The organism is Roseomonas sp. GC11, from assembly GCF_024437745.1.
Taxonomy (GTDB): Bacteria; Pseudomonadota; Alphaproteobacteria; order Acetobacterales; family Acetobacteraceae; genus Pseudoroseomonas.
On the sequence record NZ_JANFNY010000006.1, the window covers coordinates 73800 to 99006 of the forward strand.

Here is a 25207-nt window from a genome sequence, read left to right on the forward strand (position 1 = left end):
ATCAGCACGCCGGCAGCCCTGGTGGACAGACTCTGGCCGCGGATGCTTCCTTTGCGGCTTCCGCCGGGGCATCCCCCCTCCTCTGCGTGATGGCGGCCGGCCCTCGCAGGCCCTCACGACGGAATCGCGGAGCACGATGAGCAACACGACCGAGGCGCCGAGCCTGCTCACCCCGCCGCCGCCCGAGCCCGCCTATGCGGATCTGCGGCGGGAGGTGGCGGCGCTGAAGGCGGTGCCGCTGGCCTGGGTGCGCAGTTCCGGCAAGGTGCCCTTCAACAATTTCGGCGATGCGCTGAGTGCCGTGATCGTCGCGCTGCTGGCCGGCCTGCCGGTCGAGCACCGCTTCTTCGACGCGCGCAGGGTGCGGATGTCGGCCATCGGCACCATCGGGCAGGACCAGCGCAACGGCACGGTGCATGTCTGGGGCACCGGCTTCGACCGCAAGCGCACGCTGACGAAGCTGACCGGCCGCTTCGAGGCGCAGCCCGACACCACCTATATCCTGCACGCGCTGCGCGGGCCGATCTCGCGCCGGGCCTGCCTGGATGCCGGGCTGCATGCCCCGGCCGTCTATGGCGATCCCGGCTGGCTGCTGCCGCGGCTGATGCCGCGCGGGGCCACCCTGACGGGAGGCGGCGCGGGAGAGGGGCCAGGAGAGGGGCCGTTGCATGAGCTGGGGCTGATCCCGCATATCTCCGACCTGTCGGAGCCCAGCCCCCAGGCCGGGCCGGCGCCGGGCCAGGCGCGCTTCGCGGCGCTGGAGGAGGTGCGCTTCATCCCCACCTACCACGCCCCCTCCTTCGCCGCCTTCCGCGCCAAGCTGGCGGAGATGCTGGCCTGCCGCCGCATCCTGAGCGGCAGCTTCCACGGGCTGATCCTGGCCGATGCCTATGGCATCCCCTCCGCCTATCTGAGTGCGTCGCTGCCGCCGGGGCCGCATCTGCTGCCGCTGCCCGAGGCGGCGGAGCGGATCGACCACCGGGTGGCCGATTTCTACATGGGCAGCGGCCGGCGGCATGTGCTGGCGATCGGCCTGCCGCCCGACCGGCGGCCGGACTGGGCGGCGGTGATGCGCAGCATTGACCGGCACTATGAGCCGCACCACTTCGATGCCCGGCACCTGCTGGAGGCCTTCCCCCTGCCCCTGGCGGTGGACCCCGAGGCGCCGCGCTGGGTGCTGCCCGCTGATTTCGAACAGAGGCTGAGCTGGTGAGCCTGGACGCCCATCATCAGGCGGTGCTGGAGATCGCCAGCACGCTGAAGCCCGGCACGCTGCTGTGCCCGGACTACCTGCACCGCCCGCTGTCCGAGGCGCTGCCCGCCTGGCAGGCGGTGCCCTACTGCGCGCGCAGCCTGCTGGGGGACCGCCTGCCGGACCTCGTGATCCTGCACAAGGGCATGCTGGGCCAGCTCGGCCCGCGCTACCTGCGGGTGCTGCGGGCGGAGAGCACGGTGCTCTTCGCCAATGCGGTCTTCGTGCTGCACAGCCCGCGCCCCGGCCTCACCCCGCAGGCATTCGACGCCGCCCATCTCGGCCCGGTCGAGCATTTCCTGCATGGCGGCCCGGCGGGGCGGCGGGGGCATGGCCGGGCGGTCATCGTCTCCGCCTGGCGCACCGGCAATATCGGCGATGACGCGGTGAGCCAGGCCGCGCGCGCGATGGCGTTGCAGGCTGGCTGCGCGGAGGCCCTCTGCACCGGCCCGCAGAACTGGGAGGCGGCGCTGGAGGGGGCGCGGCTGCTGCTGATCGGCGGTGGCGGGCTGCTCTATGACAGCGACTATCGCGGCCAGCCGGATTACGAGAATGTCGGCAACTACACCGCCCCGCTGCACGCGGCGGCGGCGCGCGGCATTCCCGCCGCGGTGATCGGCGTGGGCGTGCAGGGCATCCGCACCCCGGCCGGCCGCGCCGCCTTCGCCGATGCGCTGGGGCGGGTGGATTTCCTCAGCGTGCGTGACAGCGTGGACCGCAGCCTGCTGATGCAGGGCCTGGGCCTGCCGCGCGTGCATCTCTCGGCCGACCTCGCCTTCCTGCTGCCGCGCCTGCTGGCGCCCCAGCCCGAGCAACAGTCAGGGGTCGCGCCCGCCACCACCCCCCCGGAAGAAGGGGCGCCGCCCGCCGCGCCGCCCTCGCTGATCGCGGAGCCACCCCCCCCGCCACCGCTGCCAGGGCGGCCGCGCGCGCTGCTCTCGCTGGCCGTGTCGATGGGCGGCTTCTCGCGTGACCGCGCCGCCTTCGCCGCCTATCTGCGCGGGCTGGTGGAGGCGCTGCAACCCAGCCACGAGGTCATCCTGGCGCGCCACTCGGTCGATGACGGCGCGATCTATGCCCAGGTCAGCGCCGAGACGGGCGCGGCCTGCCTGCCGCTCGACGAAGGCAGCGTGGAGGCGGCGCTGCAACTCTACGCCACGGCCGCGCTGGTGGTGACCTCGCGCTATCACGGCCTGATCTTCGGCGCGCTGGGCGGGGCGCGGCTGGCGGCGGTGGCCGATACCACCGGCAAGATCGGCCGCCTGATCCAGACCCGCATGCCCTCGCTCACCCCTGCCACCCTGTTCCTGACCGGCCCGATGCGGCAGCCGCCGGCGCGGCTGGCCGAGATCGCCCGGCCGGTCGATCCGGCGGAGCTGGAAGCCTGCATCGAGGCGGCCGCCTCTGACCTCACGCGGTTGCGCAATCTGCTATGAGCGGGCGTTTCCGGCGGCCTGGCCGTCCTTTGGGCCGTCCTTTGAGCCGCGCCTTCGGCCCCCCCTCGGCCCTCTCCCCGGAACCGGGCTGGGTCCGCCTGGCGCTGCGCCATGCGGGGCCGCGCCAGATCGGCCAGGGCCTCGGCGCCAGGATCGGCGAGGGCATCGCGCAGGCCACGCCCCGCCGCGCCGCCCCCATGGCCGCCGATACCCCGGCCGGGCAGCCGCCCGAGGCGGAAAACACGGCCTCGCTGCTGGCACCGCAGCAGCGCGCCCGCCTCGCCCCGCCGCGCCCGCAGCCCGCCCCCCGCGCCGGGAGCGCCGAGCCGCAGGACAAGCCGCATATCTTCGCCGAGACGGACCGGCTGGCGGCGCTGGAACTGCCGCGCGCCTCGCGCAATGCCATCGTCACCTTCGCCCCGCGCCAGGATGGCAAGGTGCTCTGGGGCCACAGCTTCCTGCGCCGCTTCGACGCCGCCATCTATGGCGTGGCCGATGTGACCAACACCTGGTTCCCGGCCGAGGACATGGCCCTCCTCCTGCCCGCCCTGCGCGAGAAGCTGGCGGGGTATGAGCGCGTCATCCTCTATGGCTTCAGCATGGGTGCCTATGCCGCGCTGAAATACAGCCGCGCCCTGGGTGCCAGCACGGTGCTGGCCTTCGCCCCGCAATATTCCATCACCCCCGAGGATGCCGGGCATTTCGACCGGCGCCGCCCCCGGCTGTTCTACCGCCCGGACCTGCATGCGGGGATGCGGCTACAGGCCGGGGATCTCGGCGGCGAGGCGCTGGTCTTCTACGACCCGCTGTTCCGCGAAGATGCGCAGCATGTCGCACTCATCAGCCGCTGCGGCCCGCTGCGCCGGGTGCTGATGCCCTTCACCAACCACGACACGCTGCGCTTCGCCATGGCGACGAAGATCCTGGAGCCGCTGTTCCAGGCCTGCCTGGCGGGGACGCCGCCCGGGGCGGCGGAGCTGCGCCGCTGGATCCGCCCGCGCCGCGCCGCCGCGACGCATTATGTCGAGGAAATTCCCCTGCGCCTCGGCAAGCGGCGCGAGGCGCAGGGCAAGGCCCCGCGCCCCGCCTTCCCCGAGCACTTCCTGGACCCCGCCGCGCCCCTGGCCAGCCCACAGCCCTCGCTGCTGGGCGGGCCGCCGCTCCTCATGCCGGCGCCCGCCGCGCTGGCATCTCCCCCGCTGGCATCGCCCCAAATGACGGCACCGGAGTCCGGTGCCACGGAGCCCTCCTCCACCGGGACGCTGCCCGAGGAGCAGACGGACGGGCAGACGGGCGGACAGACGGGCGGGCAGGCCGAAGGGCCCTCCCCCGCCGCCACGCCGCGGATCTTCGCCGAGACGGAGCGCATCGCGCTGCTGGAACTGCCGCGTGCCGCGCGCAGCGCCATCGTCACCTTCGCCCCACGCCAGAAGGCCAAAACCCTGTGGGGCGGCGCCTTCCTGCCGCGCTTCGAGGCCGCCATCTTCGGCGTCACCGACGTCTCGGAAAGCTGGTTCCCGGCCGAGGACATGGCCCTCCTCCTGCCCGCCCTGCGCGAGAAGCTGGCGGGGTATGAGCGCGTCATCCTCTATGGCTTCAGCATGGGCGCCTATGCCGCGCTGAAATACAGCCGCGCCCTGGGCGCCGATGCGGTGCTGGCCTTCGCCCCGCAATTCTCCATCACGCCCGAGGATGTCGGCGCCTTCGACAAGCGCCGCCCGGCCACCTACTACCAGCCCGCCCTGCATGACGGCATGCGCATCACCGCCGGCGATATCGGCGGCGCGGTCACGCTGTTCTACGACCCCTTCTTCAAGGGCGATGTCCGCCATGCCGGGCGCATCCTGGAATGCTGCCCGGCGGCGCGCACGGTGCTGACGCCCTTCAGCAACCACGAGACGCTGCGCTTCGCCATCGACACCAAGGTGATCCAGCCCGTCCTCCAGGCGCTGATCGACGGCGCGCCGCTGGCGCCGGCCACCATCCGCCAGATGCTGCGCGCCCGGCGCCGCGCCTCCGCCCGCTACCTCGCCGAGGCCACCGCCCGGCTGGAGCGCCGCCGCCTCCGGCGCGCGCGCCAGGCTCCACCCGAAGCCTAGCTCCACCCGAAGCCGAGCCCCGCCCGAAGCCGAGCCACGCCCGAAGCCGAGCCCCCGGCAGCCTCCCCTCTGGCCGCATCCCCGCCCTTCCGCCGCCCGCATGGCATGGCGGGGGCGGAACCCCTATATGCGCTCGCCAATCCTTCCCCTCCCGCCCGCGCCCCGGGCGCCCTGACCGGAGCCCCGCAGCATGAAGATCGATGGCGTCCCCTACCGCAGCGTCTGGGTCGACCCGGAAGATGGCTGGTCCGTCCGCATCCTCGACCAGACGCGCCTGCCCTGGACGGTCGAGATCCTGCGGCTGGTGGATGAGAAGCAGGTGGCGCACGCCATCAAGTCCATGCAGGTGCGCGGCGCGCCGCTGATCGGCGCCGTCGCCGCCTATGGGCTGGCGCTGGCCCTGCGGCGCGATGCCTCGGACGCCGCGCTGGAATCCGTGGCCGCCATGCTGGGCCGCACCCGCCCCACCGCCATCAACCTGCGCTGGGCGCTGGAGCGGATGCTGGCCGCGCTGCGCCCGGTGGCGCCGGAGGCGCGCGGCGCCGCCGCCTATGCCGCCGCCGCCGACATCGCCGAGGATGATGTGGAAACCTGCCGCCGCATCGGCCAGCACGGCCTGCCGCTGATCCAGGAGATCGCCGCGCGCAAGCCGGGGCAGCCGGTGAACATCCTCACCCACTGCAACACCGGCTGGATCGCCACGGTGGATTTCGGCACCGCGCTCTCCGTCGTCTACCAGGCGCATGACGCGGGCATCCCCGTGCATGTCTGGGTGGACGAGACCCGCCCGCGCAACCAGGGCGCGGCGCTGACGGCCTGGGAACTCGGCAAGCACGGCGTGCCGCATACCGTGATCGCCGACAATGCCGGCGGCCACCTGATGCAGCACGGACAGGTGGATATCGTCCTCGTCGGCACCGACCGCGTGACGCGCCTGGGCGATGTGGCCAACAAGATCGGCACCTACCTGAAGGCGCTGGCCGCGCACGACAATGGCGTGCCCTTCTGGGTGGCGCTGCCGCATTCCACCCTGGACCTCAGCGTGCGCGACGGCGTGGCGGAAATCCCCATCGAGGAGCGCGACGCGCGCGAGGTGCTCGACGTCACCGGCCAGACCTGGGACGGGCGCACCGAAACCGTGCGCGTGGCCGCCCCCGGCAGCGCTGGCGCCAACCCGGCCTTCGACGTGACGCCGGCCCGCCTCGTCACCGGCCTGATCACCGAACGCGGGCGCTGCGCCGCCTCGGAGGAAGGGCTCCGCAACCTCTATCCGGATCTTTTCGCGCAGGCCGCCGCCCCTGCCGCGTCGCATTGAGGGGGCTTTGCCCCCTCAAACTCCCCCAGCAGGGGACAGGGTCCCCTGCACCCGCCTTCAGTGAAACTCTCTACAACAGGTAGTGGCTGGCACTACCAGGAGGGGGTGGGGCGGCAGGAAGGGCAAGGCTCCGCGCGGCATGGGCGGCGGGGCTTGGCCGGCGCCCTGGCCTTTTGCACGCTTCTTGCAGACCGCACGGCCATTCCGGCCGATCTGGGCCTTCCAGGAGTGTGACTCGCGATGCGTTCCTTCGCCTTTGCCCTTCTTTGTGCCGTGCCGCTCGCTTTCGGGGCAGCCGCCCAGGCGCAGGAACCGCTGCGCAGCGCGGTGGACGGCACTTTCGCCCCGCATGCCTTCCCCAAGCTCGATGGTGGCGTGCAGGGCTTCAACGTCGATCTCTTCACCGAGGTGGCCAAGCGCCTCGGCCGCCCCATCACCATCGACAGCGCCAGCTTCTCCGGCCTCGTCCCCGCGCTGAATGCCGGGCGCTATGACTTCCTCGCCGCGCCCGTGACCGTCACGCCGGAGCGCGCCGAGAACCTGCTCTTCACCGAGGGCTATCTCTACACCGAGTTCCAGTTCGGCATCCGCAAGGGCTCGGCGCCGATCCGTTCGCTGGAGGATCTGCGCGGCAAGACCGTCGCCGTGAACAAGGGCTCCGCCTACGACGCCTGGGCGCAGAAGAACGCCGCCACCTATGGCTTCACCGCGCAGACCTTCGACAGCCAGCCGGATGCGGTGCAGGCCGTGGTCTCGGGCCGCGTCTATGCCACGCTGGGCGGCAACACCGTCATCCGCTACGCCGCCACGCGCACGCCGATGCTGGTGCCGGACTTCGCCATCAAGGAGACCCGCGCCCATTGGGCCGCGCCCTTCCGCAAGGACAATGTGGCGCTCCGCAACGCGGTCGAGAATGTGCTGGAGTGCATGAAGAAGGACGGCAGCCTGGCTGCCCTCTCGGAGAAGTGGTTCGGCATCAAGCCCGCGGCGGATGACGCCGAGAACACCCCCTTCCCCGGCTATGGCGTGCCCGGCCTGCCTGGCTACGACCCCACCCCGCACGAGCTCCGCTGCAACTGATTTTTCCGTTGGCGTCCCACGCCTGACCTGACGCGGGACGCCCAACTGAAAAAAGTTTTTTGGTTCTTTTTTCCAAAAAAGAACCGCTTCCTGGGCTCTCTCAGCGCTGGCGCCAGGGCAGCCCTTCCGCCTTCCACCCGGCGACGAGGCCGCGATGGCCTTCCGCATCCGGCGGCCCCTCGAAGCCATCGGCGATGTTGAAGACCTGGGCGAAGCCCGCCGCCTGGGCCGCCTGCGCCGCCGCGAGGCTGCGCGCGCCGGAGCGGCAGAGGAAATAGATCTTGTTCAGCGGCGTCACCCCCGCCTTGCGCAGGTAGTCGGCGAAGGCGCCGTTCACCTGCATCGAGGGATAGACCTGCCAGGGGATGAGCACCGGCTGCTTGCCGGCCTCGGAGAGATCGGGCAGGCCGACGAAATTCCACTCGGCATCGGTGCGCACATCGACCAGCACGGCCTCGGGGTCGCTGCGCAGCGCGTCCCAGGTGGCGCGCGGGGGAATATCGGCAACGCTCATGGCGTTCCTCCGGTTCGGTGACTCTTCCTTAGTGTGGGGTGGGCAGGGCCCTGCGTCCATGCTGGCCGGACCGGCCCGCACAGGGCAGGATGCATGCGAGAGAAAAAGCAGGAGGACAGGATGGCCTTCGTCGTGGCCGTGGCGCAACGCAAGGGCGGAGCCGGCAAGTCGACCGTGGCGGCCACGCTGGCCACCACCCTGGCCGTGGCCGGGCGCCCCGTGGCGCTGCTGGACAGCGACCCGCAGCAGAGCCTGGCCCGCTGGTACACCGAGCGCGCCCGCCAGCCCCAGGCCAAGCCGCTGCTGTTCGAGGCGGTGTCGGGCTGGCGCATGCCCGCCACGCTGGACCGCCTGCGCGACAGCCGCGAGGTGCTGGTGATCGACACCCCCCCGCATGCCGACAGCGATGCGCGCATCGCCATCCGCTCGGCCGATCTGGTGGTGGTGCCGCTCCAGCCCTCCCCGGCGGATCTCTGGGCGATGGAGGCGACGCTGGAGGTGGCGCGGGCCGAGGGCCGCACGGTGCGCATCCTGCTCAACCGCGTGCCGCCCAATGGCAAGCTGCGCGACGATATCGTGGCGGAGCTGAACCGGCGCGGCCTGCCGCTGCTGGAATACGGCTTCGGCAACCGCACGGCCTTCGCCACCGCCTTCGCGCAGGGGCTCGGGGTGGTGGAGGCCGCGCCGCGCGGCAGCGCCGCCGCCGAGGCCCGCGCCGTGCTGCGCGCCATCCAGGAGTCGCTGGCGTGATCCTGGCCGATGGCATCACGCTGGAGGAGGATGCGGAGGGCGCCATCGCCGCCGCGGTGCGGGCCGGGCTGGTGGCGCATCGCCGCGCCAGCCTGCCACCGCGCGCCGATGGCGGCGGGCGCCTGCCCCTCACCCTGGCCTGGCGCGATGCCGGGGGAGAGCTTCGCGCCGGGCTGGTCGGGGAGGTCAGCCTGGACTGGCTGTTCGTGGACAAGTTCTGGGTGGATGCGTCACTGCGCGGCCAGGGCCTCGGCGCCCGCCTGCTCGCCACGGCCGAAGCCTGGGCGAAGGGCCAGGGCGCCGTCGGGGCGCATCTCTACACCAGCAGCTTCCAGGCGCCGGGCTTCTACGAGAAGCAGGGCTACCGCGAAATCGGGCGGCTGCCGGGACGGCCGGAAGGGTTTGACCGAATTTGGTATGCCAAGAACTTCTTTTTCTGAAGAAAAATTTTTCTTTCAGGCTGCCGCCGTCTCCCGGCACAGCGGGGCGCCAACACCATGACGTTATTCGGGTAGCACACACCTTAGAGGAATTTTTCATCATGCCCGCCGATGGTCATCCGCCCGACCAAAAGGAGCGAGCACGATGGACATCAGCGGAATTTCAGGAGCCAAAAACGCGCTGACGCTGCTCAGCCATCAGACGCCCAAGCAGGCGGGGGCCACCACAGACACCCTCATGGAGGCGGCACAGAAGTTGGATGCTCAGCGATCCAACAGCGATGAACCCCGCAACGGCACGATCAAAGCGTCCGAACTCCTCGCGCTTTATAGCGACATCGACCCCAATGAGGCGGGGGCCAAGATTCTGTACAAGGTGAAGGCCGTTTTGGAAAAAGCCGCAGCCAGGAACGAGGTCTTCAAAATTGAAGATGGTAAGGTGCTGGTCGCTGGCGTTTATCTGGTGCCTTACGGCTCCAGTGGAACCAAGGCGGAGCTTGAGGCGGCGCGGCGGCAGAATCCGCCTGAGCCGCAGGCCATCGCCAAAGCCTGGGCCTCAGATCAGGCGGAGCGCACGCCCGACAGCTTCGTTCCAGCCACCATCACGCTTTGATCGGCAGGGATAGGGCGCAGGGGCTACGCTCCCTGCTCCCCATCCGCAAGGCCCGGGCAAATTTCCCCGGCCTTGCGGGATTCCCAACTGAAAAAAGTTTTTTGGTTCTTTTTTCCAAAAAAGAACTTCTTTTACCTCTTTACCCCCCGCCGCACCTCGCGGTGCCAGATATAGAGCCCCGAGGCCACCAGCACGGCGATGCCGGCGAAATCCCAGCCATCCGGCATCTCGCCCCAGAGCAGCATGCCGAAGCTCATGGTCCAGAGGATGCCGGAATACTCGAAAGGCGCGATCAGCGTGGTGTCGCCGCTGCGATAGGCCGCCGTCATCAGCAGCTGCGCCAGGGAGGAGACCAGCCCCACCGCCGCCAGCAGCGCCCATTGCCCGGGTGTCGGCCAGACCCAGCCGGGGATGGCGCCCAGCCCCCCCACCAGCGCGCCGCCGATGGCGAACCACAGCACGATGGCGCTGCCGCTCTCCCCCTGCTCGCCCATGCGGCGGATGGTGATCATGGCCAGCGCCCAGGCCACCGCGCCGGCCAGCACGGCCAGGGTGGCGGGCAGGTGCAGCGCGCCCTCCCCCATGCCGTCCCCTGCGCCGGGGCGCAGCATCAGCAGCACGCCGCAGAACCCCACCAGCACCGCGCAACTGCGCCGCCAGCCCACCTTCTCCCCCAGCAGCGGCACCGACAGCGCGGTGAGGAAGAGCGGCATGGTGAAGCCCAGCGCCGTCACCATCGCCATTGGCAGGTGGATATAGCCGTAGAAGCTGCCGAACATGCCGACCAGCCCATAGAGCGTGCGCTGCGCATGCGCCCAGGGGTTGCGGGTGGCGAGCACCGAGAGGCGGTTGCCGCGCGGCGCCTGCCACAGCGCCAGCGCCAGCAGCGGCGGAATGGCGAAGAGGTTGCGGCAGAGGATCACCTGCATCACCGGCACCGCGCCCCCCAGCAGCTTCACGGCGACGGCGGCGAGCGCGAAGGTGGCCGCCGCCCCCATGACACAGAGGATGGCTCGCCCCCGCGCCGCGCGCGAGGAGGGCGGAGGGGCATGGACGAGGGAAGTGGACCGGCTCATGATCGTGACATGTTTTGTGAGAGGTTAGGCGCAGCCCCGCATGAAGGCCAGACCACCCAAGGCCCCTGAGGTCCCCGCCCACCCGCTCTACCTGCCGGAGAGCGACGAGGTCGCGTGGTCCGGCCGCTTCGCGCTGCAACTGGTGCGCTTCCGCTACCGCCGCAGCGATGGCACGCCGAGCAAGCCCCTGACCTGGGAATTGTGGCGGCGCGGCCAGGGCGTCGTCCTGCTGCCCTATGACCCCTGGACGCGGCGCGTCGCGCTGATCGAGCAGTTCCGCCTGCCCGCCCTGGCCGCCGGCGAGGCGCCGATGATGACGGAATGCCCCGCCGGCCTGCTGGAGCCGGGCGAGGACCCCGAGGCCGCCGCCCGCCGCGAGGCGGAGGAGGAAACCGGCTTCTCCCCGGACCTCGTGGTGCCGATCGGCCGCTTCATGCTGATGCAGGGCGGCTGCGACGAGCTGATGCATTTCTACTGCGGCCGCACCCGGCTGCCGGAGCCAGGCCTGGCCGGGGCGCGTGGGCTGGAGGCGGAGGGCGAGGAAACCCTGGTGCGCGTGCTGGACGCCGCCGAGGCCTATGCCCAGCTGGCCCGCAACGAGATTCGCAACGTGACCGCGGCCATGGCCCTGATGTGGCTGCAACTCAACGCGCCGCGGCTGGAGGAAGAGTGGACCAGGGCATGACCGAACTGCTGTACCGCGCCGATGCCTATCGGCGCGAAGCCACGGCCGTGGTGCTCTCCGCCGGGCCGGAGGGCGTGGTGCTGGACCGCACCCCCTTCTACGCCCAGGCCGGCGGCCAGCCGGGCGATACCGGCTGGCTGCGCTGGGCGGGCGGCGAGATGGCGGTGGCCAACACGGTGAAGGGCGAGGGCGCCACCCTGCTGCACCTGCCCGCGCCGGACGCCACCCACAGCCTCCCCCCCAGCCTCCCCCCGGTGGGGGCCAGCGTCACCGCCGTGCTGGACTGGGCGCGCCGCCACCGCCTGATGCGCATGCACACCAGCCTGCACCTGCTGTGCAGCCTGATCCCCGGTGCCGGCGTCACCGGCGGGCAGATCGGGCTGGAGAAGTCCCGCCTGGATTTCGACCTGCCCGAACCGCCCACCAAGGAATGGCTGACCGAGAAGCTCACCGCCCTGGCCGCCGCCAGCCACGCGGTGAGCGAGCGCTGGATCACCGAGGCGGAGCTGGACGCCAATCCGGGGCTGGTGCGCACCCTCTCGGTGCAGCCGCCGCGCGGGGCGGGGCAGGTGCGGCTGGTCTGCATCGGCGACCCGGCGGCGCCGGTGGACCTGCAGCCCTGCGGCGGCACCCATGTGCGCGACACCGCCGAGATCGGCGCCATCACCATCACCAAGCTTGAGAACAAGGGCAAGCAGAACCGGCGCGTCTATCTGACGCTGGAAGGCTGAACAGGCATCATGGACAATCTCGTTTCCACCGCGTGGCTGGCGGCCGAGCTGGGCAAGCCGGACCTGCTGGTGTTTGACACCACCAAATACCTGCCCAACGAGCCGAAGGACGCGCTGGCGGAATTCGCCGCCGGCCACCTGCCGGGCGCGCGCTTCTTCGACATCGACGAGGTGGCGGACCCGGAGACGGAGCTGCCGCATATGGCGCCCACCCCCGGCCGGGCGGCGCGGCTGCTCGGGCAGCTCGGCATTTCCAACCACCACCGCGTGGTGTTCTACGACCAGAAGGGCCTGTTCTCCGCCGCGCGCGGCTGGTGGCTGCTGCGGCTGTTCGGGCATGAGAAGGCGGCGGTGCTGGATGGCGGCCTGCCCAAATGGCGCGCCGGCGGCCACCCGCTGGAGAGCGGCCCCGCCGCCCCCGCCACGCCCCAGGCCTTCTGGGCCGATTTCATCGCCCGCCGCCTGGCCGGCATCGGCGATGTGAAGCGCATCGTCGCCGATGGCTCGGCGCTGATCCTCGATGCCCGCGCCAAGGGCCGCTTCGACGGCACGGCGCCGGAGCCGCGGCCGGGCCTGCCCTCCGGCCATATGCCCGGCGCCTGCAGCGTGCCGGCCACCGACCTGCTGGCGCCCGACATGACCATGCTGCCGCCCGAGCAACTCCGCGCCCGCTTCGCCGCGGCCGGGGTGGATGGCACGCGGCCGCTCGTCACCTCCTGCGGCACCGGCGTCACCGCCTGTATCCTCGCCCTCGGGCTGGTGCAGGCGGGGCTGCCGGAGCCCGCCGTCTATGACGGCTCCTGGACCGAATGGGCCGCCCGGCCCGAAACCCCGAAGCAGAGCACGCCCTGATGCCCGACCATCTTCCGCCCGGCAGCCAGAAGCCCAGTCAGGCTTCAGGCCATAATTCCGGCCACGGCTTCGCCACCCGCATGAGCCATGGCGGCCGCCCCGGCGTGCGCGAGCATGGCTTCGTCAACCTGCCGGTCTATCGCGGCTCCACCGTGCTCTACCCCTCCTGCGAGGAGCGCGGCACCATCAATGCCCGCTCTTTCGAGCAGGTGATGACCTATGGCACCGCCGGCGGCCCCACGCATTTCGCGCTGGAGAACATGGTGGCGGAGATCGAGGGTGGCCACCGCGCCCTCATCACCGGCACCGGCCTCGCCGCCTGCACCCTGCCGCTGATGGCCTATCTCTCGGCCGGGGATCACTGCCTGATCCCGGATTCCGTCTATGGCCCGACGCGCCGCATCGCCGATGGCATGCTGAAGCGCTTCGGCATCGAGACCACCTATTATGACCCGGTGATCGACGCCGCCGGCCTCGCCGCGCTGATGCGGCCCAACACCAAGGTGCTCTATACCGAGAGCCCGGGCAGCCACACCTTCGAGGTGCAGGACATCCCCGCCCTGGCCGAGGTCGCCCATGCCCATGGCGCCAAGGTGTTGCTGGACAACACCTGGGGCATCCACCACTTCCAGCCCTTCACCAAGGGCGTCGATGTCTCCATCCAGGCGCTCACCAAGTATGTCGGCGGGCATTCGGACGTGCTGCTGGGCAGCGTGACCGTGGCCACGGAAGAGGACTGGCTGCGCGTCGCCGGCGCGGCGCGCGAGATCGGCCACTATGCCAGCCCGGATGATTGCTGGCTGGCGCTGCGCGGCCTGCGCACCCTGCCGATGCGGCTGAAGCACCAGTATGAGTCGAGCCTCGCCGTCGCCCGCTGGTTCGAGAGCCGGCCGGAAGTGCTGCGCGTGCTCCACCCCGCCCTGCCCAGCCACCCGCAGCACGCGCTGTTCAGGCGCGACTTCACCGGCGGCTGCTCGCTCTTCGGCGTGGTGTTCCAGCCGCGCTACAGCACGAAGCAGATCGATGCGGTGATCGACGGGCTGAAGCTCTTCGGCATTGGCGCCTCCTGGGGCGGGTATGAGTGCCTGGCCCTGCCCACCACCCACTACATCTCCCGCACCGCCACCGATGCCGGCGTGCTGGAAGGCCCGACCGTGCGCTTCCATATCGGCCTGGAAGACACCGCCGACGTCATCGCCGACCTGGAAGCCGGCCTCGACACACTACCCCACTAATTTTTTCTGTCAGGCTGCCGCCGTCTCCCGGCCAGGCGGGCCGCGCAACTCCACCGGGGCGCTGGCGGCACCGCGCAGCGTCCCGCCTGTGAAGGAGACGGCGGCAGCCTGAAAGAAGCGGCAGCCTGAAAGAAAAAGAAACTGGGGGGTGGGGGTGGGGGTTGTTCCTCGCGTTTCACCGAGGGATGACCCGTGCCCCCTGCCATCCACCGCTCCCGCGTGACCGAAGGCCGCCCCAATCCGCTGGGGGCCACCTGGACCGGGCTGGGGGTGAATTTCGCCCTTTTCTCCGCCCATGCCACCAAGGTCGAGCTGTGCCTGTTCGACGACAGCGGCGAGACCGAGCTGGAGCGCATCGAGCTGCCGGAATACACCAACGAGGTGTTCCACGGCTTCCTGCCCGATGCGCGGCCCGGCACCATCTATGCCTACCGCGTGCATGGCCCCTACGCGCCGGAGGAAGGCCACCGCTTCAACCCCAACAAGCTGGTGCTGGACCCCTATGCGCTCTCCCATGTCGGGGAGCTGAAGTGGGACCCCGCGCTGTTCGGCTACGCCATCGGGCATGAGGCGGAGGATCTCTCCTTCGACACGCGCGACAGCGCCGCCTTCATGCCGAAATGCCGCGTGGTGGACCCGGCCTTCACTTGGGGGCAGGACCGCCGCCCGCGTATCCCCTGGGAACGCACGCTCATCTACGAAACCCATGTGAAGGGCATCACCAAGCGCCACCCGCTGATCCCCGAGGACCGCCGCGGCACCTATGCCGGCCTGTCGGGGCGGGAGATGATCCGCCACATCAAATCGCTCGGCGTCACGGCGGTCGAGCTGCTGCCGGTGCATTTCTTCCTGAACGACGATTACCTGTTGCAGAAGGGGCTGGTGAATTACTGGGGCTATAACAGCCTGGGCTTCTTCGCCCCCGCGCGGCGCTATGCCCGCAACCAGGATTTCGCCTTCGCCGAGTTCAAGGAGATGGTGGCCCGCCTGCACGATGCCGGGCTCGAGGTCATCATGGACGTGGTCTACAACCACACGGCGGAAGGCAATGAGCGTGGCGCGACGCTCTCCTTCAAGGGCATCGACAATGCCAGCTACTACCGCCTGCTGCCGGACCAGAAGCGCTACTACATCAACGACACCGGCACCGGGAACACGGTGAACCTCTCCCACCCGCGCGTGCTGCAGATGGTGACGGACAGCCTGCGCTACTGGGTGAACGACATGCATGTCGATGGCTTCCGCTTCGACCTCGGCACCATCCTGGCGCGCGAGCCGCATGGCTTTGACGAGCAGTCCGCCTTCCTCAAGGCCTGCATGCAGGACCCGGTGCTGGCCGATGTGAAGCTGATCGCCGAGCCCTGGGATATCGGCCCCGGCGGCTATCAGGTCGGCAATTTCGCCCCCGGCTGGGCGGAGTGGAACGACCAGTACCGCGACACCGTGCGCGGCTTCTGGGTGGGGGAGGAAGGCAAGGCCGCCGATCTCGGCAAGCGCCTCTCCGGCTCGGCCGATCTTTTCGACCACCATGGGCGCAAGCCCTGGGCCAGCATCAACTTCCTCGCCGCGCATGACGGCTTCACGCTGAACGACCTCGTCACCTATGACGAGAAGCACAACGAGGCGAATGGCGAGGAGAACCGCGACGGCCATTCGCACAACCTCTCCCACAACTACGGCGCCGAGGGGCCGACCGACGACCCCGCCATCAACGCCGTGCGGGAGCGGCAGATCCGCAACATGCTCGCCACGCTCTATCTCAGCCAGGGCACGCCCATGCTGCTGGCCGGCGATGAGTTTGGCCGCACGCAGCAGGGCAACAACAACGCCTATTGCCAGGACAACGAGATTTCCTGGTTCGACTGGGAGCATGGCGAGCGTGGCGCGCGGCTGCTGGCCTTCACCCAGCGCCTGGCCGCGCTGCGCAGCCGCTTCCCCGTGCTGCGGCGCGGCCGCTTTCTCTCCGGCGAATACCATGAGGCGAGCGGCGCCAAGGCGCTCTCCTGGTACAAGCCCTCCGGCGAGGAAATGGACAGCGCCGACTGGGACGACCCCAACACACGCTGCCTCGCCAAGCTGCTCGATGGCCGCGCGCAGGAAAGCAACATCCGCGTGGCCGCGCATGACGCGACGCTGCTGCTGATCCTGAATGCCTATCACGAGGCGGTGGAATTCACCCTGCCCGCGGTGCAGGACGGCGCGGCCTGGACCCGCCTGCTCGACACCAACCTGCCCGATGAGGAAGAGGACGAGCCCAGCTTCCCCATCGGCGAGAGCTACACCGTCACCGGGCGCTCACTCCTGCTGTTCTGCCTGAAGACGGGGAAGCGGAAGCGATAGATTTCAAGAGTTCTTTTTTGAAAAAAAGAACCAAAAAATTTTTCCAGTTTGGCGTCCCGCCTGGCCGGGAGACGGCGGCAGCCTGAAAAAAGTCTTTTGCTTCTTTTCTTCAGAAAAGAAGAATTTCTATGAAGCCCCTCCCGCGCAGGCCGCGCACAGCCCTTCCACCTCCACCGTCGCCCGGCTCATGCGGAAGCCGGCGCGGGCGACGGCCTCTTCCAGCGCATGGGCCACGGCGTGGTCGCTCAATTCCAGCGTCATCCCGCATTCGCGGCAGATCAGGAACTGGTGCGGGTGGGCATGGTGGTGGTCATGCCCATGCGCGTGCCCGACCTCGACGCAGCCGATGAAGGCGTTCAGCCGCTCCACCTTGTGGATCAGCCCCTGCTCCAGCAGGAAGTCGAGGGCGCGGTAGACGGTGGGCGGCGCGGCGCCGGGGCGCTTGGCCTTCAATTTGTCGAGCAGGGCATAGGCGCCCAGCGGCTGCTCGGATTCCAGCACCAGCGCCAGCACCTGCCGGCGCAGCTCCGTCAGCTGCGCCCCGGCGCGCAGGCACCGTGCCTCGGCCGCGTCGAGCGCGCGGGCCACCGGCGGCATCCCCTCCGCGCTGCCCTGCCCTGATGCCATGACCACTCTCCTGTTCCCGGTGCTACCGTTATATAGTAACGGACTGCCCTTGTGAGGACCCCGTCCGATGCCTGTCGCCGATCCCGCCGCCCGCGCCCGCTTCCTCGCCGCCACGCGGTTCAACGCGGATGGGCTGGTCCCCGCCATCGCCCAGGACCATGCCAGCGGCGAGGTGCTGATGATGGCCTGGATGAACGCCGCGGCGCTGGAAGAAACGCTGGCGACGGGGCGTGTGGTCTATTTCAGCCGCAGCCGCAACGCCCTCTGGCGCAAGGGGGAGACCTCGGGGCAGGAACAGCACCTCGTGGACCTGCGGCTGGACTGCGATGGCGATACCATCCTGGCGCTGGTGACGCAGAAGGGCGTGGCCTGCCACACCGGCCGCCGCTCCTGTTTCTACCAGGCCCTGCGCGAGGGGGAGCTGGTGCCCATCACCGCGCCGGAGGTGGACCCGGAGGTGCTCTATGGCCGCTGAGGCGCCCCGCTTCCCCCTCCCCGTCACGCTGCTGACGGGCTTCCTCGGCGCCGGCAAGACGACGCTGCTGAACCACCTGCTGCGCCAGCCGGAGATGGCCGGCACCGCCGTGCTGATCAACGAGTTCGGCGAGATCGGCCTGGACCACCTGCTGGTGGAGACGCTGGAGGAGGATGCCGTCCTCCTGCAATCCGGCTGCCTGTGCTGCACCATCCGGGGCGACCTCGCCGCGGCGCTGGGCCGGCTGGCGGAGCGCGCCCGCGCCCCCGCCCCTGCCCCTGCCCCTGCCCCTGGCGCCGCCCCGCTGCGCCGCGTGGTGATCGAGACGACCGGGCTGGCCGACCCCCTGCCCATCCTGCAAACCCTGATGGCGGAAGGCAGCATCGCCCGGCATTTCGTGCTGGATGGCGTGGTGACGCTGGTGGACGCGGTGCATGGCGCCGCCACGCTCGACCGCCAGCCCGAGGCCGTGCGGCAGGCCGCCGTGGCCGACCGCCTGCTGCTGAGCAAGACGGACCTCGCCACGCCGGAGGCGGTGGCCAGCCTCACCGCGCGGCTGCGCGCGCTGAACCCGGGCGCCCCCGCCATCGCGGTGACGCAGGGCGCGGTGGCGCCGGAGGCCATCCTGGCCTGCGGCCCCTTCGACCCGGCGGCGCGCGGCGCGGATGTCCGCCGCTGGCTGGACGAGGCCGCCTGGACCAGCCACGGCCACGACAATGACAACCACGGCCACCACCACGGCCATGGCCACCACGGGCATCACCACCACCACGACCCGAACCGGCATGATGCGCGCATCCACGCCTTCTGCCTGAGCTTCGACACGCCCCTGCCCTGGGAAGGCCTCGCCACCTGGCTGGAGGTGCTGGCGGCGACACGCGGCGATGCCGTGCTGCGGGTGAAGGGCATCCTGGACCTGGAGGGGCAGGACCGCCCCGTGGCCATCCATGGCGTGCAGAGCGTCTGGCACCGCCCGACCCTGCTGCCCGGCTGGCCGGAGGGGGAGCCGCGCCGCTCCCGCCTCGTCTTCATCCTGCGCGACCTGCCGCGCACGGTGATCGAGGAGGGGCTGGCCGCCTTCTGCCAGGCCGCCACACGCCAGGCGGAGATCGCCACGCCGCCAGCTGGGATGCAAACGGCCATACAAACGGGGGCGTGAAGGCCGGGCGCGCAAAGCCGCCGCGCCGGGCGTTGACGCGCGCCCCCCCGCGCGCTTCCCTTCCGCCGGCAACCATAGAAGCGGAGAGCGCCACGATGTCGCTGACCATGCCGGAGGAGATCCTTCTCCTCATGCTCGATGACGAGACCGGCCGGCTGATCGACCGCGCGGCGCCCTCGGGCGACTATGCCCTGGCCGGTGCCATCCTGGCCGAGCTGGCGCTGACCGGCCGCATCGATACCGACCCGAAGCGCCTCTTCGTCGGCGACCCCTCCCCCACCGGCGATGCCGTGCTGGACGGGGTGGAACAGCGCATCCTGGCCGAGCCAGAGCCGCACAACAGCCGCTGGTGGATCGAGGCCCTCGCCAAGGAGGCCGACCAGTACCGCGATCTCTATTTCGAGCGGCTGGTGGCGCGGGGCGTGCTGAAGCGCGAGGAAGGCCGCTTCCTGTGGTTCTTCTCCGAGCGGCGCTATCCCGTGCTGTCAGACAAGGAGGAGCGCGAGGTGAAGGCCCGCCTGATGGCGGTGATCTTCAACGACGAGATTCCCGACCCGCGCGACTCCCTGCTGATCGGGCTGACGCGCGCCGCCGGGCTCTTCCCCCTGCTGCTGGCCCCGACCGAGCTGGACCACGCCCAGGCCCGCATCGAACAGGTGGCGAATCTGGAGGAGCTGAACCGCACCCTCTCGGACGCCGTGCGCGACATCTTCGCCGAAGTCGCGCGCTACGCGCCCTTGATGTGAGGACAAGAAGGGTTCTTTTTTGAAAAAAAGAACCAAAAAACTTTTTTCAGTTCGTGGCCCGCTGCCCCGGGAGACCGCGGCAGCCTGAAAAAAAGCGGCCCACTGTGCCGGGAGACGGCGGCAGCCTAAAAAAAAGAAAAGAAGAAATTATTCAATGCCATAGAAATCTGCCGCATTCTCCCAGAAAGGCGCCTCCCCGGCGATCCGCCGGAGCGTGTCCATATCCTCCGCCGCGAAGGGCCGGCGGGCGCGGGTGGAGGGCATGTCCGTGCCAAAGATCAGCGCGCGCGGCGCCACGGCGGCAATGCGGCGCAGCGCCTCCTCCACCGGCAATTCCACGCGGCCGAAGCCGGTGGCCTTCACCTTCGCCCCGGCGGCGGCCAGTTCCAGCACCACGGGCAGCCCGGCCTCGGTCATGCCGAGATGGTCGATGACCAGCCGCCCCGCCATGCCGCGCAAGCGCCCCAGCCAGGGGGCGAGATGGGCCGCATCGGCATAGAACTGCGCATGCAGCCCGGCCACGGCATGGGCACGGTCGGCCATGTCCAGCGCGGCGCCGATCTCCAGGCCCGCGCCGCGATAGAGGATATAGCGCAGGCCGCGCACGCCGCGCGCCGCCAGGGCGCGCAAAGCCTCGTCCGTCAGGCTGGGGTCGGCGGCGGCGATGGCGACGAAGCGCGGGCCGAGTTCCTCAAGCGCCGCCAGCAGCGGGGCGGGATCCAGCCCATGGGTGGAGGCGGCGACCAGAACCCCCCCCGCCACCCCGAGCGGCGCCGCGGCCGCGCGGTATTGCGCCACGCTGAAGGCCGGGGGGTGGTAGCCGCCATCACCCGGCAGGGCGGCGGCGGGGTCGAAGACGTGGAAATGCGCGTCGAGGACAGGAGTCATGTGGCGGTGGCCCGGTAGCGGAAGCGGTCAGCCCGGCCGCGGGCGATGCGGTGCTCGACCGCGCGGCCGGCGGCATCGAAGGCGGTGCGGTCGGCCAGGATCACCGCCTCCCCCGCCTGCAGGCCAAGGGCCAGGGCAGTGGCGGCATCGGCCCGGCCCACCGAGACCTCATCCTCCACCCGCGCCACCAGCAGGCCACAGCGCGCCTGCAACAGCGGGTAGAGCAGCGCGCCATAGCCTTCCGGCGGCAGGGCCAGCAGCGGCGCGGCCTCCGGCAGCGGCAGGTGGATGGTCTCGGCCAGCAGGGTCTCCCCGCCCCAGGCGCGCAGCCGTTCCAGCCGCAGGGCGGGGGCGCCGGCGGGGCGGCCGAGGCGGGCGGCGGCCTCCGGCGGCAGGCCCTCCTGCCGCGCCGAGAGGATGCGGCTCTCGGGCAGGATCGGCCCCTTCGCCTCCCCGGCATGGCGCAGCAGGAAGAAGCGCAGCAGGCTGGCGGCGGCGGGGGCCTGGCGGCTGAAGGTACCGCGCCCCTGGCGGCGCTCCACCAGCCCTTCCTGCTCCAGGTGGCTGAGGGCGCGGCGCATGGTCTGCAAGGCCACGCCATAGTCCTGGGCCAGGCGGCTCTCCGCCGGCAGGGCGGTGCCGGGCGGCCACTCCCCGGCAGCGAGGCGGCGCGCCAGGGCATCGCGCAGCCGGGCGTGCAGCGGCAGGCGCGGATCCTCGGCAAGGGGGAGCGGGGCGGGGTCCGTCATGGCCGGGCCAGACAAGCACGGATGCGGCGGTGCCGCCAGTTCCCCTCTGCTCTTATGGTCCTTTGCAGGAGTTACGGAAAGCTCTAGCCTTGCCCCAACCTCGCGAGGACAACGCCATGACCCGATCCATGACCCGACGGGCCTTCACCATCCTGGCGCCTGCCCTGGCCCTGCCGGCCGGGCTGCTGGCGCCATCTCCGGCCCGCGCGGCCTGGGCGCCCAGCCGCCCGGTGCGGATGATCGCCCCCTATGCCCCTGGCGGCGGGGCGGACATCACGGCCCGGCTGCTCGCCCCGGCGATGAGCCGCAGCCTGGGCCAGCCGGTGATCGTGGAGAATCGCCCGGGCGCTGGCGGTTCGATCGGCGCGGCGGAGGTGGCGCGTGCCGCCGCGGATGGCCATACGGTGATGCTGGATGCGCTGGCGCATGTCTCCAACCCGGCGGTGCTGCCCAGCCTGCCCTTCAACTACGCCACCGCCTTTGCGCCGATCAGCCAGGTGACGCTGCTGCCGCAGATCCTGATCACCGCGCGCACCAGCCCGCACCGCAGCCTGGAGGCGCTGCTGGCGGCGGCGAAGGCGAAGCCGGGGCAACTCAGCTATGGTTCCTCCGGCAATGCCACGGCGGCGCATCTGGCCTCGGTCGCGCTGCTGCGCCGGGCGGGGGTGGAGATGGTGCATATCCCCTATCGCGGCGGCGGGCAGGCGTTGCAGGACCTGATGGCCGGGCAGGTGGATTTCGTCTTCGCCACCGTCTCCTCCTCTGCCGCGCTGGCGCGGGATGGGCAGGTGCGGGCGCTGGGTGTCAGCACCGCGGCGCGGCTGGCGGCGCTGCCCGATGTGCCCACCATCGCCGAGCAGGGCTTCCCCGGCTATGAGCTGAACGAGTGGAACGGCTTCTACGCCCCTGCCGGCACCCCGGCCCCGGCGCTGGAGGCGCTGCACGCCGCCCTTCTGGCCGCGCTGCGCGACCCCGCCGTGGCGGAGCGGCTGGAATCGATGGGCGCGCTGGCCATTGGCAGCACGCCGGAGCAATTCCGGCTCTACCTCGCCGAGCAGCGCGCGCGCATCACCACGCTGATCCGCGAGGCGGGCGTCACCATCGACTGAACCGCGCCTGGCCGCCCTTGTCTCCCCCGCCGCGGGGGAGACGCCCCCCCTGAAAAAAGTTTTTTGGTTCTTTTTTCCAAAAAAGAACCCTCCTACCTGAATCTTACTCCCTTCTCCCCCGCCGCCTGCCGCTCGGCGATCAGGCGCTTTTCCTGCTCCGCCCCGGCGGCGTCGGTGAGGAAGGTGAAGATGGCGAAGCGCCGCCCGGCGGTGACGGGCATGGCCTCGTGCAGCAGGTCGCAGCAGAAGAGCACCGCGCCGCCGGCCGGCGGCTCATAGAGTTCCGGCCCGAATTCCGGGAAGTTCAGCGCCCCGCCCGCATACGCCCCGGTGTTGAGGTTGAGGCTCATGGCGAAGCGGCGGTGCGCGGTATAGGGCGTGCGGTTGTCGCGGTGCGCGCCGAAGCCGCCGGCGTCGCTGGCATCGTAGCAGCCGATGCGCGGCATTTCGAAGCTGGCGGCGCGGAAGCGGTAGGCGCGCCACAGCTCCGGCAGGACGCGCCGCTCCAGCCGCAGGCGATAGGTGGCGTAAAGCCCCTGGTCATCCAGCCAGACATCGGTGCGGCGCTTGATGTTCTGCGCCGCATTGGCGGCCCCGGCGGTGGAGGCCACGCGGTCCCGCGTCTTCTCGCCCTTCTCCCAATGCGCCAGCAGGGCGGCGATGAAGGCGGGCTCCAGCACATCGGGGATGATCAGCGCCGGGGCGCCGCCGCGCAGCACCGGGGGCGGGGCGGCGGGCGGCTCGGGCAGCAGGTCCAGCGCCATCTCCAGCACCTCCTCTGGTGCCCCCCCTGGCGCCTCCATCCCGGCGCGCAGGAAGGCCAGGCGGCCGCGCGGCGAGATCACCGCCACGCCATCCCCGGCGAGGCCCAGCCCGGCGGCGAGCCGGCCCTCGGCATCGAACAGCCGCACCGGCGCGCCCTCGGGCTGCGGCAGGCCATCGGGGCGGGCGCGGGCGACGAGGAAAAGCCGCGCCCGCTTCGCCGCCGCGCGCGCCTGGGCGGCGGCGGGGTCGGCCGGCGGCCGGCCGATCACCAGCACGCAGGACAGGCCGGCGAGGCTCTGGTGGAACAGGTCCACCGCCGCGCCGGTGGCATCCGGCAGGGCGAGCGGGGGGAGGAGATCACCGGGCAGGAGGGTGGGGGGGATGGGAGCGGGTGCGGCCATGCCGCGTTTCTGCGCCGCTCCGGCGCGCCCGCCAAGAGGGCGAGAAGGGAAACTCAGCCGCCGCGCTGGCGCAGGAAGGCCAGCAGCGCCTGCCCCACATGCGCCACATGGGCGGCGAGCAGCGCCGCCGCCGCCTCCACCGCCCCGGCGCGGCAGAGGCGGACGAGCTCGCGGTGCTCGCGGTCCGCCCGCGCCAGCCCCTCCGGCTCGGTGGAGAGCTGGAGGCGGGTGTAGCGGTCGCATTCCTGGAGCAGGCTGGCGACCATGGCCGCCGTGCGCTTCTGCCCGGCGCGGGCATAGAGGCGCAGATGCAGCGCCGTGTTCAGCTCGCCCCAGCGGCTGGTGTCGCCGGCGCGCATCGCCGCCGCGTAGTCGTCCAGCAGGCGCTCCAGCGCGGTGAAGTCCTCCGCCTCCAGCCGGGGGGCGGAGGCGCGGAGCAGGCGCGGCTCCAGCAGGGCGCGCAGGGCGAAGGCTTCTTCCAGCTCCTCCGGCGAAAGCTCCGCCACCGTGGCGCCCCGGTGCGGCGAGATGCGGACCAGCCCTTCCGCCTCCAGCTGGAACAGGGCCTCGCGCACGGGGATGCGGCTGACGCCGAATTCCTCCGCCAGCATGTCCTGCCGCAGCTGCGAGCCGGCCGGGTAGCGCCCATCCAGCACGCGGCGGCGAATTTCCTCCAGCAGCGCGGCCGAGACGGTGCGGTGCTTCAGCGCGGTCATGCTCTCTCCTGCGGCCGGGTCATGGGCGGGGCCTTCGTGCAGCGGGGGGATATCGCGGCGGGATACCGGATTTCCAGGCCGGATGATGTTGACGGATCGAATGTATAAAATCTACCTTTTGCCCGCACATCCGCAGGACTCCTTCCCCATGGCCCAGAAGCCCAGCTGGTCCGGCGTCTTCCCCGCCGTCACCACCCAGTTCCGCGAGGATTTCAGCCTCGACCTCGACGCCACCCACCGCGTCATCCAGGCGCTGGTGCGCGATGGCGTCTCCGGCCTCATCGTCTGCGGCACGGTGGGGGAGAACTGCTCCCTCTCGGCGGCGGAGAAGGTGGCGGTGATGGAAACGGCGAAGGACGCCGCCGCCGGGCGCGTGCCCGTCATCGCCGGCATCGCCGAATTCACCACCCCCTTCGCCTGCGGCATGGCGCAGGAAGCCGCGCGCATCGGCCTCGACGGCGTGATGGTGATGCCCGCCCTGGTCTATTCCTCGAAGCCGCATGAGACGGCGGCGCATTTCCGCGGCGTCGCCCGCGCCACCGACCTGCCGGTGATGGTCTACAACAACCCGCCCATCTACAAGAACGACGTGACGCCGCAGATCCTGGCCTCGCTGGCCGATTGCGACACGATCGTCTGCTTCAAGGAATCCTCGGGCGACTCGCGCCGCTTCACCGACCTGCGCAACCTCGCCGGCGACCGCTTCCTGATCTTCGCCGGGCTGGACGACACCGTGCTGGAAAGCGTCATGCTCGGCGCCGAGGGCTGGGTCTCCGGCATGTCCAACGTCTTCCCCGAGGAAGGCGAGGCGCTGTTCCGCCTGGCCCGCGCCGGCCGCTACGCCGAGGCCCGCGCGCTCTATGACTGGTTCATGCCGCTGCTGCACCTCGATGCCCGGCCGGATCTCGTCCAGTGCATCAAGCTGTGCGAGCACATCATGGGGCGCGGCTCGGCGCTCACCCGGCCGCCGCGCCTCGCCCTGCTGCCGCATGAGGCGGCGGAGGTGGAGGGTCTGATGCGCGTGGCCCTCGCCGGGCGGCCGGGGCTGCCGGATGTCGCGAAGGCCGCCTGACGTCTCCGGGGGGGGGGGGGGGGGGGGGGGGGGGGGGGGGGGGGGGGGGGGGGGGGGGGGGGGGGGGGGGGGGGGGGGGGGG

25 protein-coding genes are annotated in these 25207 nt (G+C 71.0%); 18 read left to right on the forward strand and 7 right to left on the reverse strand.

Going from position 1 to position 25207, the window contains the following annotated elements; all coding sequences use genetic code 11:
- The first annotated feature begins 136 nt into the window (after positions 1-136).
- The 5 genes from NON00_RS03520 to NON00_RS03540 all read left to right on the forward strand — a co-directional run bounded on the left by NON00_RS03520 (position 137) and on the right by NON00_RS03540 (position 7182).
- Entirely contained in the window at positions 137-1213 is a 1077-nt protein-coding gene (locus NON00_RS03520; protein ID WP_256017697.1) for a polysaccharide pyruvyl transferase family protein, read from the forward strand.
- The gene (locus NON00_RS03525; protein ID WP_256017698.1) at positions 1210-2688 is read left to right on the forward strand and encodes a polysaccharide pyruvyl transferase family protein; all 1479 of its coding nucleotides are present in this window, start codon (positions 1210-1212) and stop codon (positions 2686-2688) included. The genes NON00_RS03520 and NON00_RS03525 overlap by 4 nt, the downstream gene beginning before the upstream one ends.
- A 41-nt stretch (positions 2689-2729) precedes the next feature.
- The gene (locus tag NON00_RS03530) at positions 2730-4787 is read left to right on the forward strand and encodes a hypothetical protein (RefSeq protein WP_256017699.1); all 2058 of its coding nucleotides are present in this window, start codon (positions 2730-2732) and stop codon (positions 4785-4787) included.
- Between the two features lie 190 nt (positions 4788-4977).
- A complete protein-coding gene (mtnA, locus tag NON00_RS03535; RefSeq protein ID WP_256017700.1) occupies positions 4978-6102 on the forward strand; it encodes an S-methyl-5-thioribose-1-phosphate isomerase in 1125 nt (374 codons plus the stop codon).
- Between the two features lie 240 nt (positions 6103-6342).
- Positions 6343-7182, forward strand: a complete 840-nt coding sequence (locus tag NON00_RS03540) for a transporter substrate-binding domain-containing protein (protein ID WP_256017701.1) — start codon at positions 6343-6345, stop codon at positions 7180-7182.
- A gap of 100 nt (positions 7183-7282) precedes the next feature.
- Here NON00_RS03540 and NON00_RS03545 read toward each other — a convergent pair whose 3' ends face one another.
- Positions 7283-7696 carry a rhodanese-like domain-containing protein gene (locus NON00_RS03545; protein WP_256017702.1) on the reverse strand — a complete coding sequence of 138 codons (414 nt, stop codon included), beginning with the start codon at positions 7694-7696 and terminating at the stop codon, positions 7283-7285.
- A gap of 120 nt (positions 7697-7816) precedes the next feature.
- Between NON00_RS03545 and parA the strand changes: the two genes are divergently transcribed.
- From parA to NON00_RS03560, 3 genes are all read left to right on the forward strand, one after another.
- Positions 7817-8446, forward strand: a complete 630-nt coding sequence (gene parA, locus NON00_RS03550; protein ID WP_256017703.1) for a ParA family partition ATPase — start codon at positions 7817-7819, stop codon at positions 8444-8446.
- Complete coding sequence (locus NON00_RS03555) at positions 8443-8886, forward strand: GNAT family N-acetyltransferase (RefSeq protein WP_256017704.1); 444 nt, start codon at positions 8443-8445, stop codon at positions 8884-8886. Before parA ends, NON00_RS03555 begins: the two co-directional genes overlap by 4 nt.
- 145 nt (positions 8887-9031) lie before the next feature.
- Positions 9032-9499 carry a hypothetical protein gene (locus NON00_RS03560; RefSeq protein WP_256017705.1) on the forward strand — a complete coding sequence of 156 codons (468 nt, stop codon included), beginning with the start codon at positions 9032-9034 and terminating at the stop codon, positions 9497-9499.
- A 131-nt stretch (positions 9500-9630) separates the two neighbouring features.
- On the opposite strand, the gene NON00_RS03565 is transcribed toward NON00_RS03560, so the two are convergent.
- Complete coding sequence (locus NON00_RS03565) at positions 9631-10575, reverse strand: DMT family transporter (protein ID WP_256017706.1); 945 nt, start codon at positions 10573-10575, stop codon at positions 9631-9633.
- 40 nt (positions 10576-10615) lie between these two features.
- Here NON00_RS03565 and NON00_RS03570 point away from each other — a divergent pair, with 40 nt between their 5' ends.
- From NON00_RS03570 to glgX, 5 genes are all read left to right on the forward strand, one after another.
- Positions 10616-11260: an NUDIX domain-containing protein gene (locus NON00_RS03570; protein WP_256017707.1), complete on the forward strand. Its 645-nt coding sequence runs from the start codon at positions 10616-10618 to the stop codon at positions 11258-11260.
- Positions 11257-11991 (forward strand): alanyl-tRNA editing protein, encoded by a 735-nt coding sequence (locus NON00_RS03575; RefSeq protein WP_256017708.1) that lies wholly within the window; start codon positions 11257-11259, stop codon positions 11989-11991. Before NON00_RS03570 ends, NON00_RS03575 begins: the two co-directional genes overlap by 4 nt.
- Before the next feature lie 9 nt (positions 11992-12000).
- A complete protein-coding gene (locus tag NON00_RS03580) occupies positions 12001-12843 on the forward strand; it encodes a sulfurtransferase (protein WP_256017709.1) in 843 nt (280 codons plus the stop codon).
- A gap of 80 nt (positions 12844-12923) precedes the next feature.
- Positions 12924-14078, forward strand: coding sequence for a cystathionine beta-lyase (gene metC / locus NON00_RS03585; RefSeq protein ID WP_256017723.1), 1155 nt, complete (start codon positions 12924-12926; stop codon positions 14076-14078).
- A 192-nt stretch (positions 14079-14270) separates the two neighbouring features.
- Positions 14271-16418, forward strand: coding sequence for a glycogen debranching protein GlgX (glgX, locus tag NON00_RS03590; protein ID WP_256017710.1), 2148 nt, complete (start codon positions 14271-14273; stop codon positions 16416-16418).
- Positions 16419-16544: 126 nt separating this feature from the next.
- Here the strand turns inward: glgX and NON00_RS03595 are convergent, their stop codons facing one another.
- Entirely contained in the window at positions 16545-17045 is a 501-nt protein-coding gene (locus NON00_RS03595) for a Fur family transcriptional regulator (protein WP_256017711.1), read from the reverse strand.
- Between the two features lie 67 nt (positions 17046-17112).
- On the opposite strand from NON00_RS03595, the gene hisI reads away from it, so the two are divergent.
- The 3 genes from hisI to NON00_RS03610 all read left to right on the forward strand — a co-directional run bounded on the left by hisI (position 17113) and on the right by NON00_RS03610 (position 19425).
- Positions 17113-17520, forward strand: coding sequence for a phosphoribosyl-AMP cyclohydrolase (gene hisI / locus NON00_RS03600; RefSeq protein WP_256017712.1), 408 nt, complete (start codon positions 17113-17115; stop codon positions 17518-17520).
- Positions 17510-18679, forward strand: a complete 1170-nt coding sequence (locus tag NON00_RS03605; RefSeq protein WP_256017713.1) for a GTP-binding protein — start codon at positions 17510-17512, stop codon at positions 18677-18679. Before hisI ends, NON00_RS03605 begins: the two co-directional genes overlap by 11 nt.
- 95 nt (positions 18680-18774) lie before the next feature.
- Positions 18775-19425 (forward strand): GPP34 family phosphoprotein, encoded by a 651-nt coding sequence (locus NON00_RS03610; protein ID WP_256017714.1) that lies wholly within the window; start codon positions 18775-18777, stop codon positions 19423-19425.
- Between the two features lie 147 nt (positions 19426-19572).
- On the opposite strand, the gene NON00_RS03615 is transcribed toward NON00_RS03610, so the two are convergent.
- Both NON00_RS03615 and NON00_RS03620 read right to left on the reverse strand, forming a co-directional pair.
- Complete coding sequence (locus tag NON00_RS03615; protein ID WP_256017715.1) at positions 19573-20313, reverse strand: amidohydrolase; 741 nt, start codon at positions 20311-20313, stop codon at positions 19573-19575.
- Complete coding sequence (locus NON00_RS03620) at positions 20310-21062, reverse strand: GntR family transcriptional regulator (RefSeq protein WP_256017716.1); 753 nt, start codon at positions 21060-21062, stop codon at positions 20310-20312. Before NON00_RS03620 ends, NON00_RS03615 begins: the two co-directional genes overlap by 4 nt.
- Before the next feature lie 116 nt (positions 21063-21178).
- On the opposite strand from NON00_RS03620, the gene NON00_RS03625 reads away from it, so the two are divergent.
- Positions 21179-22171, forward strand: a complete 993-nt coding sequence (locus tag NON00_RS03625; protein WP_305123183.1) for a tripartite tricarboxylate transporter substrate binding protein — start codon at positions 21179-21181, stop codon at positions 22169-22171.
- A gap of 92 nt (positions 22172-22263) precedes the next feature.
- Here the strand turns inward: NON00_RS03625 and NON00_RS03630 are convergent, their stop codons facing one another.
- Together NON00_RS03630 and NON00_RS03635 are read right to left on the reverse strand one after the other, a co-directional pair.
- A complete protein-coding gene (locus tag NON00_RS03630; protein ID WP_256017717.1) occupies positions 22264-23337 on the reverse strand; it encodes a 2OG-Fe(II) oxygenase family protein in 1074 nt (357 codons plus the stop codon).
- A gap of 53 nt (positions 23338-23390) precedes the next feature.
- A complete protein-coding gene (locus tag NON00_RS03635; protein ID WP_256017718.1) occupies positions 23391-24053 on the reverse strand; it encodes a GntR family transcriptional regulator in 663 nt (220 codons plus the stop codon).
- Between the two features lie 148 nt (positions 24054-24201).
- Here NON00_RS03635 and NON00_RS03640 point away from each other — a divergent pair, with 148 nt between their 5' ends.
- Positions 24202-25125 carry a dihydrodipicolinate synthase family protein gene (locus NON00_RS03640; protein ID WP_256017719.1) on the forward strand — a complete coding sequence of 308 codons (924 nt, stop codon included), beginning with the start codon at positions 24202-24204 and terminating at the stop codon, positions 25123-25125.
- Positions 25126-25207 lie beyond the last annotated feature (82 nt).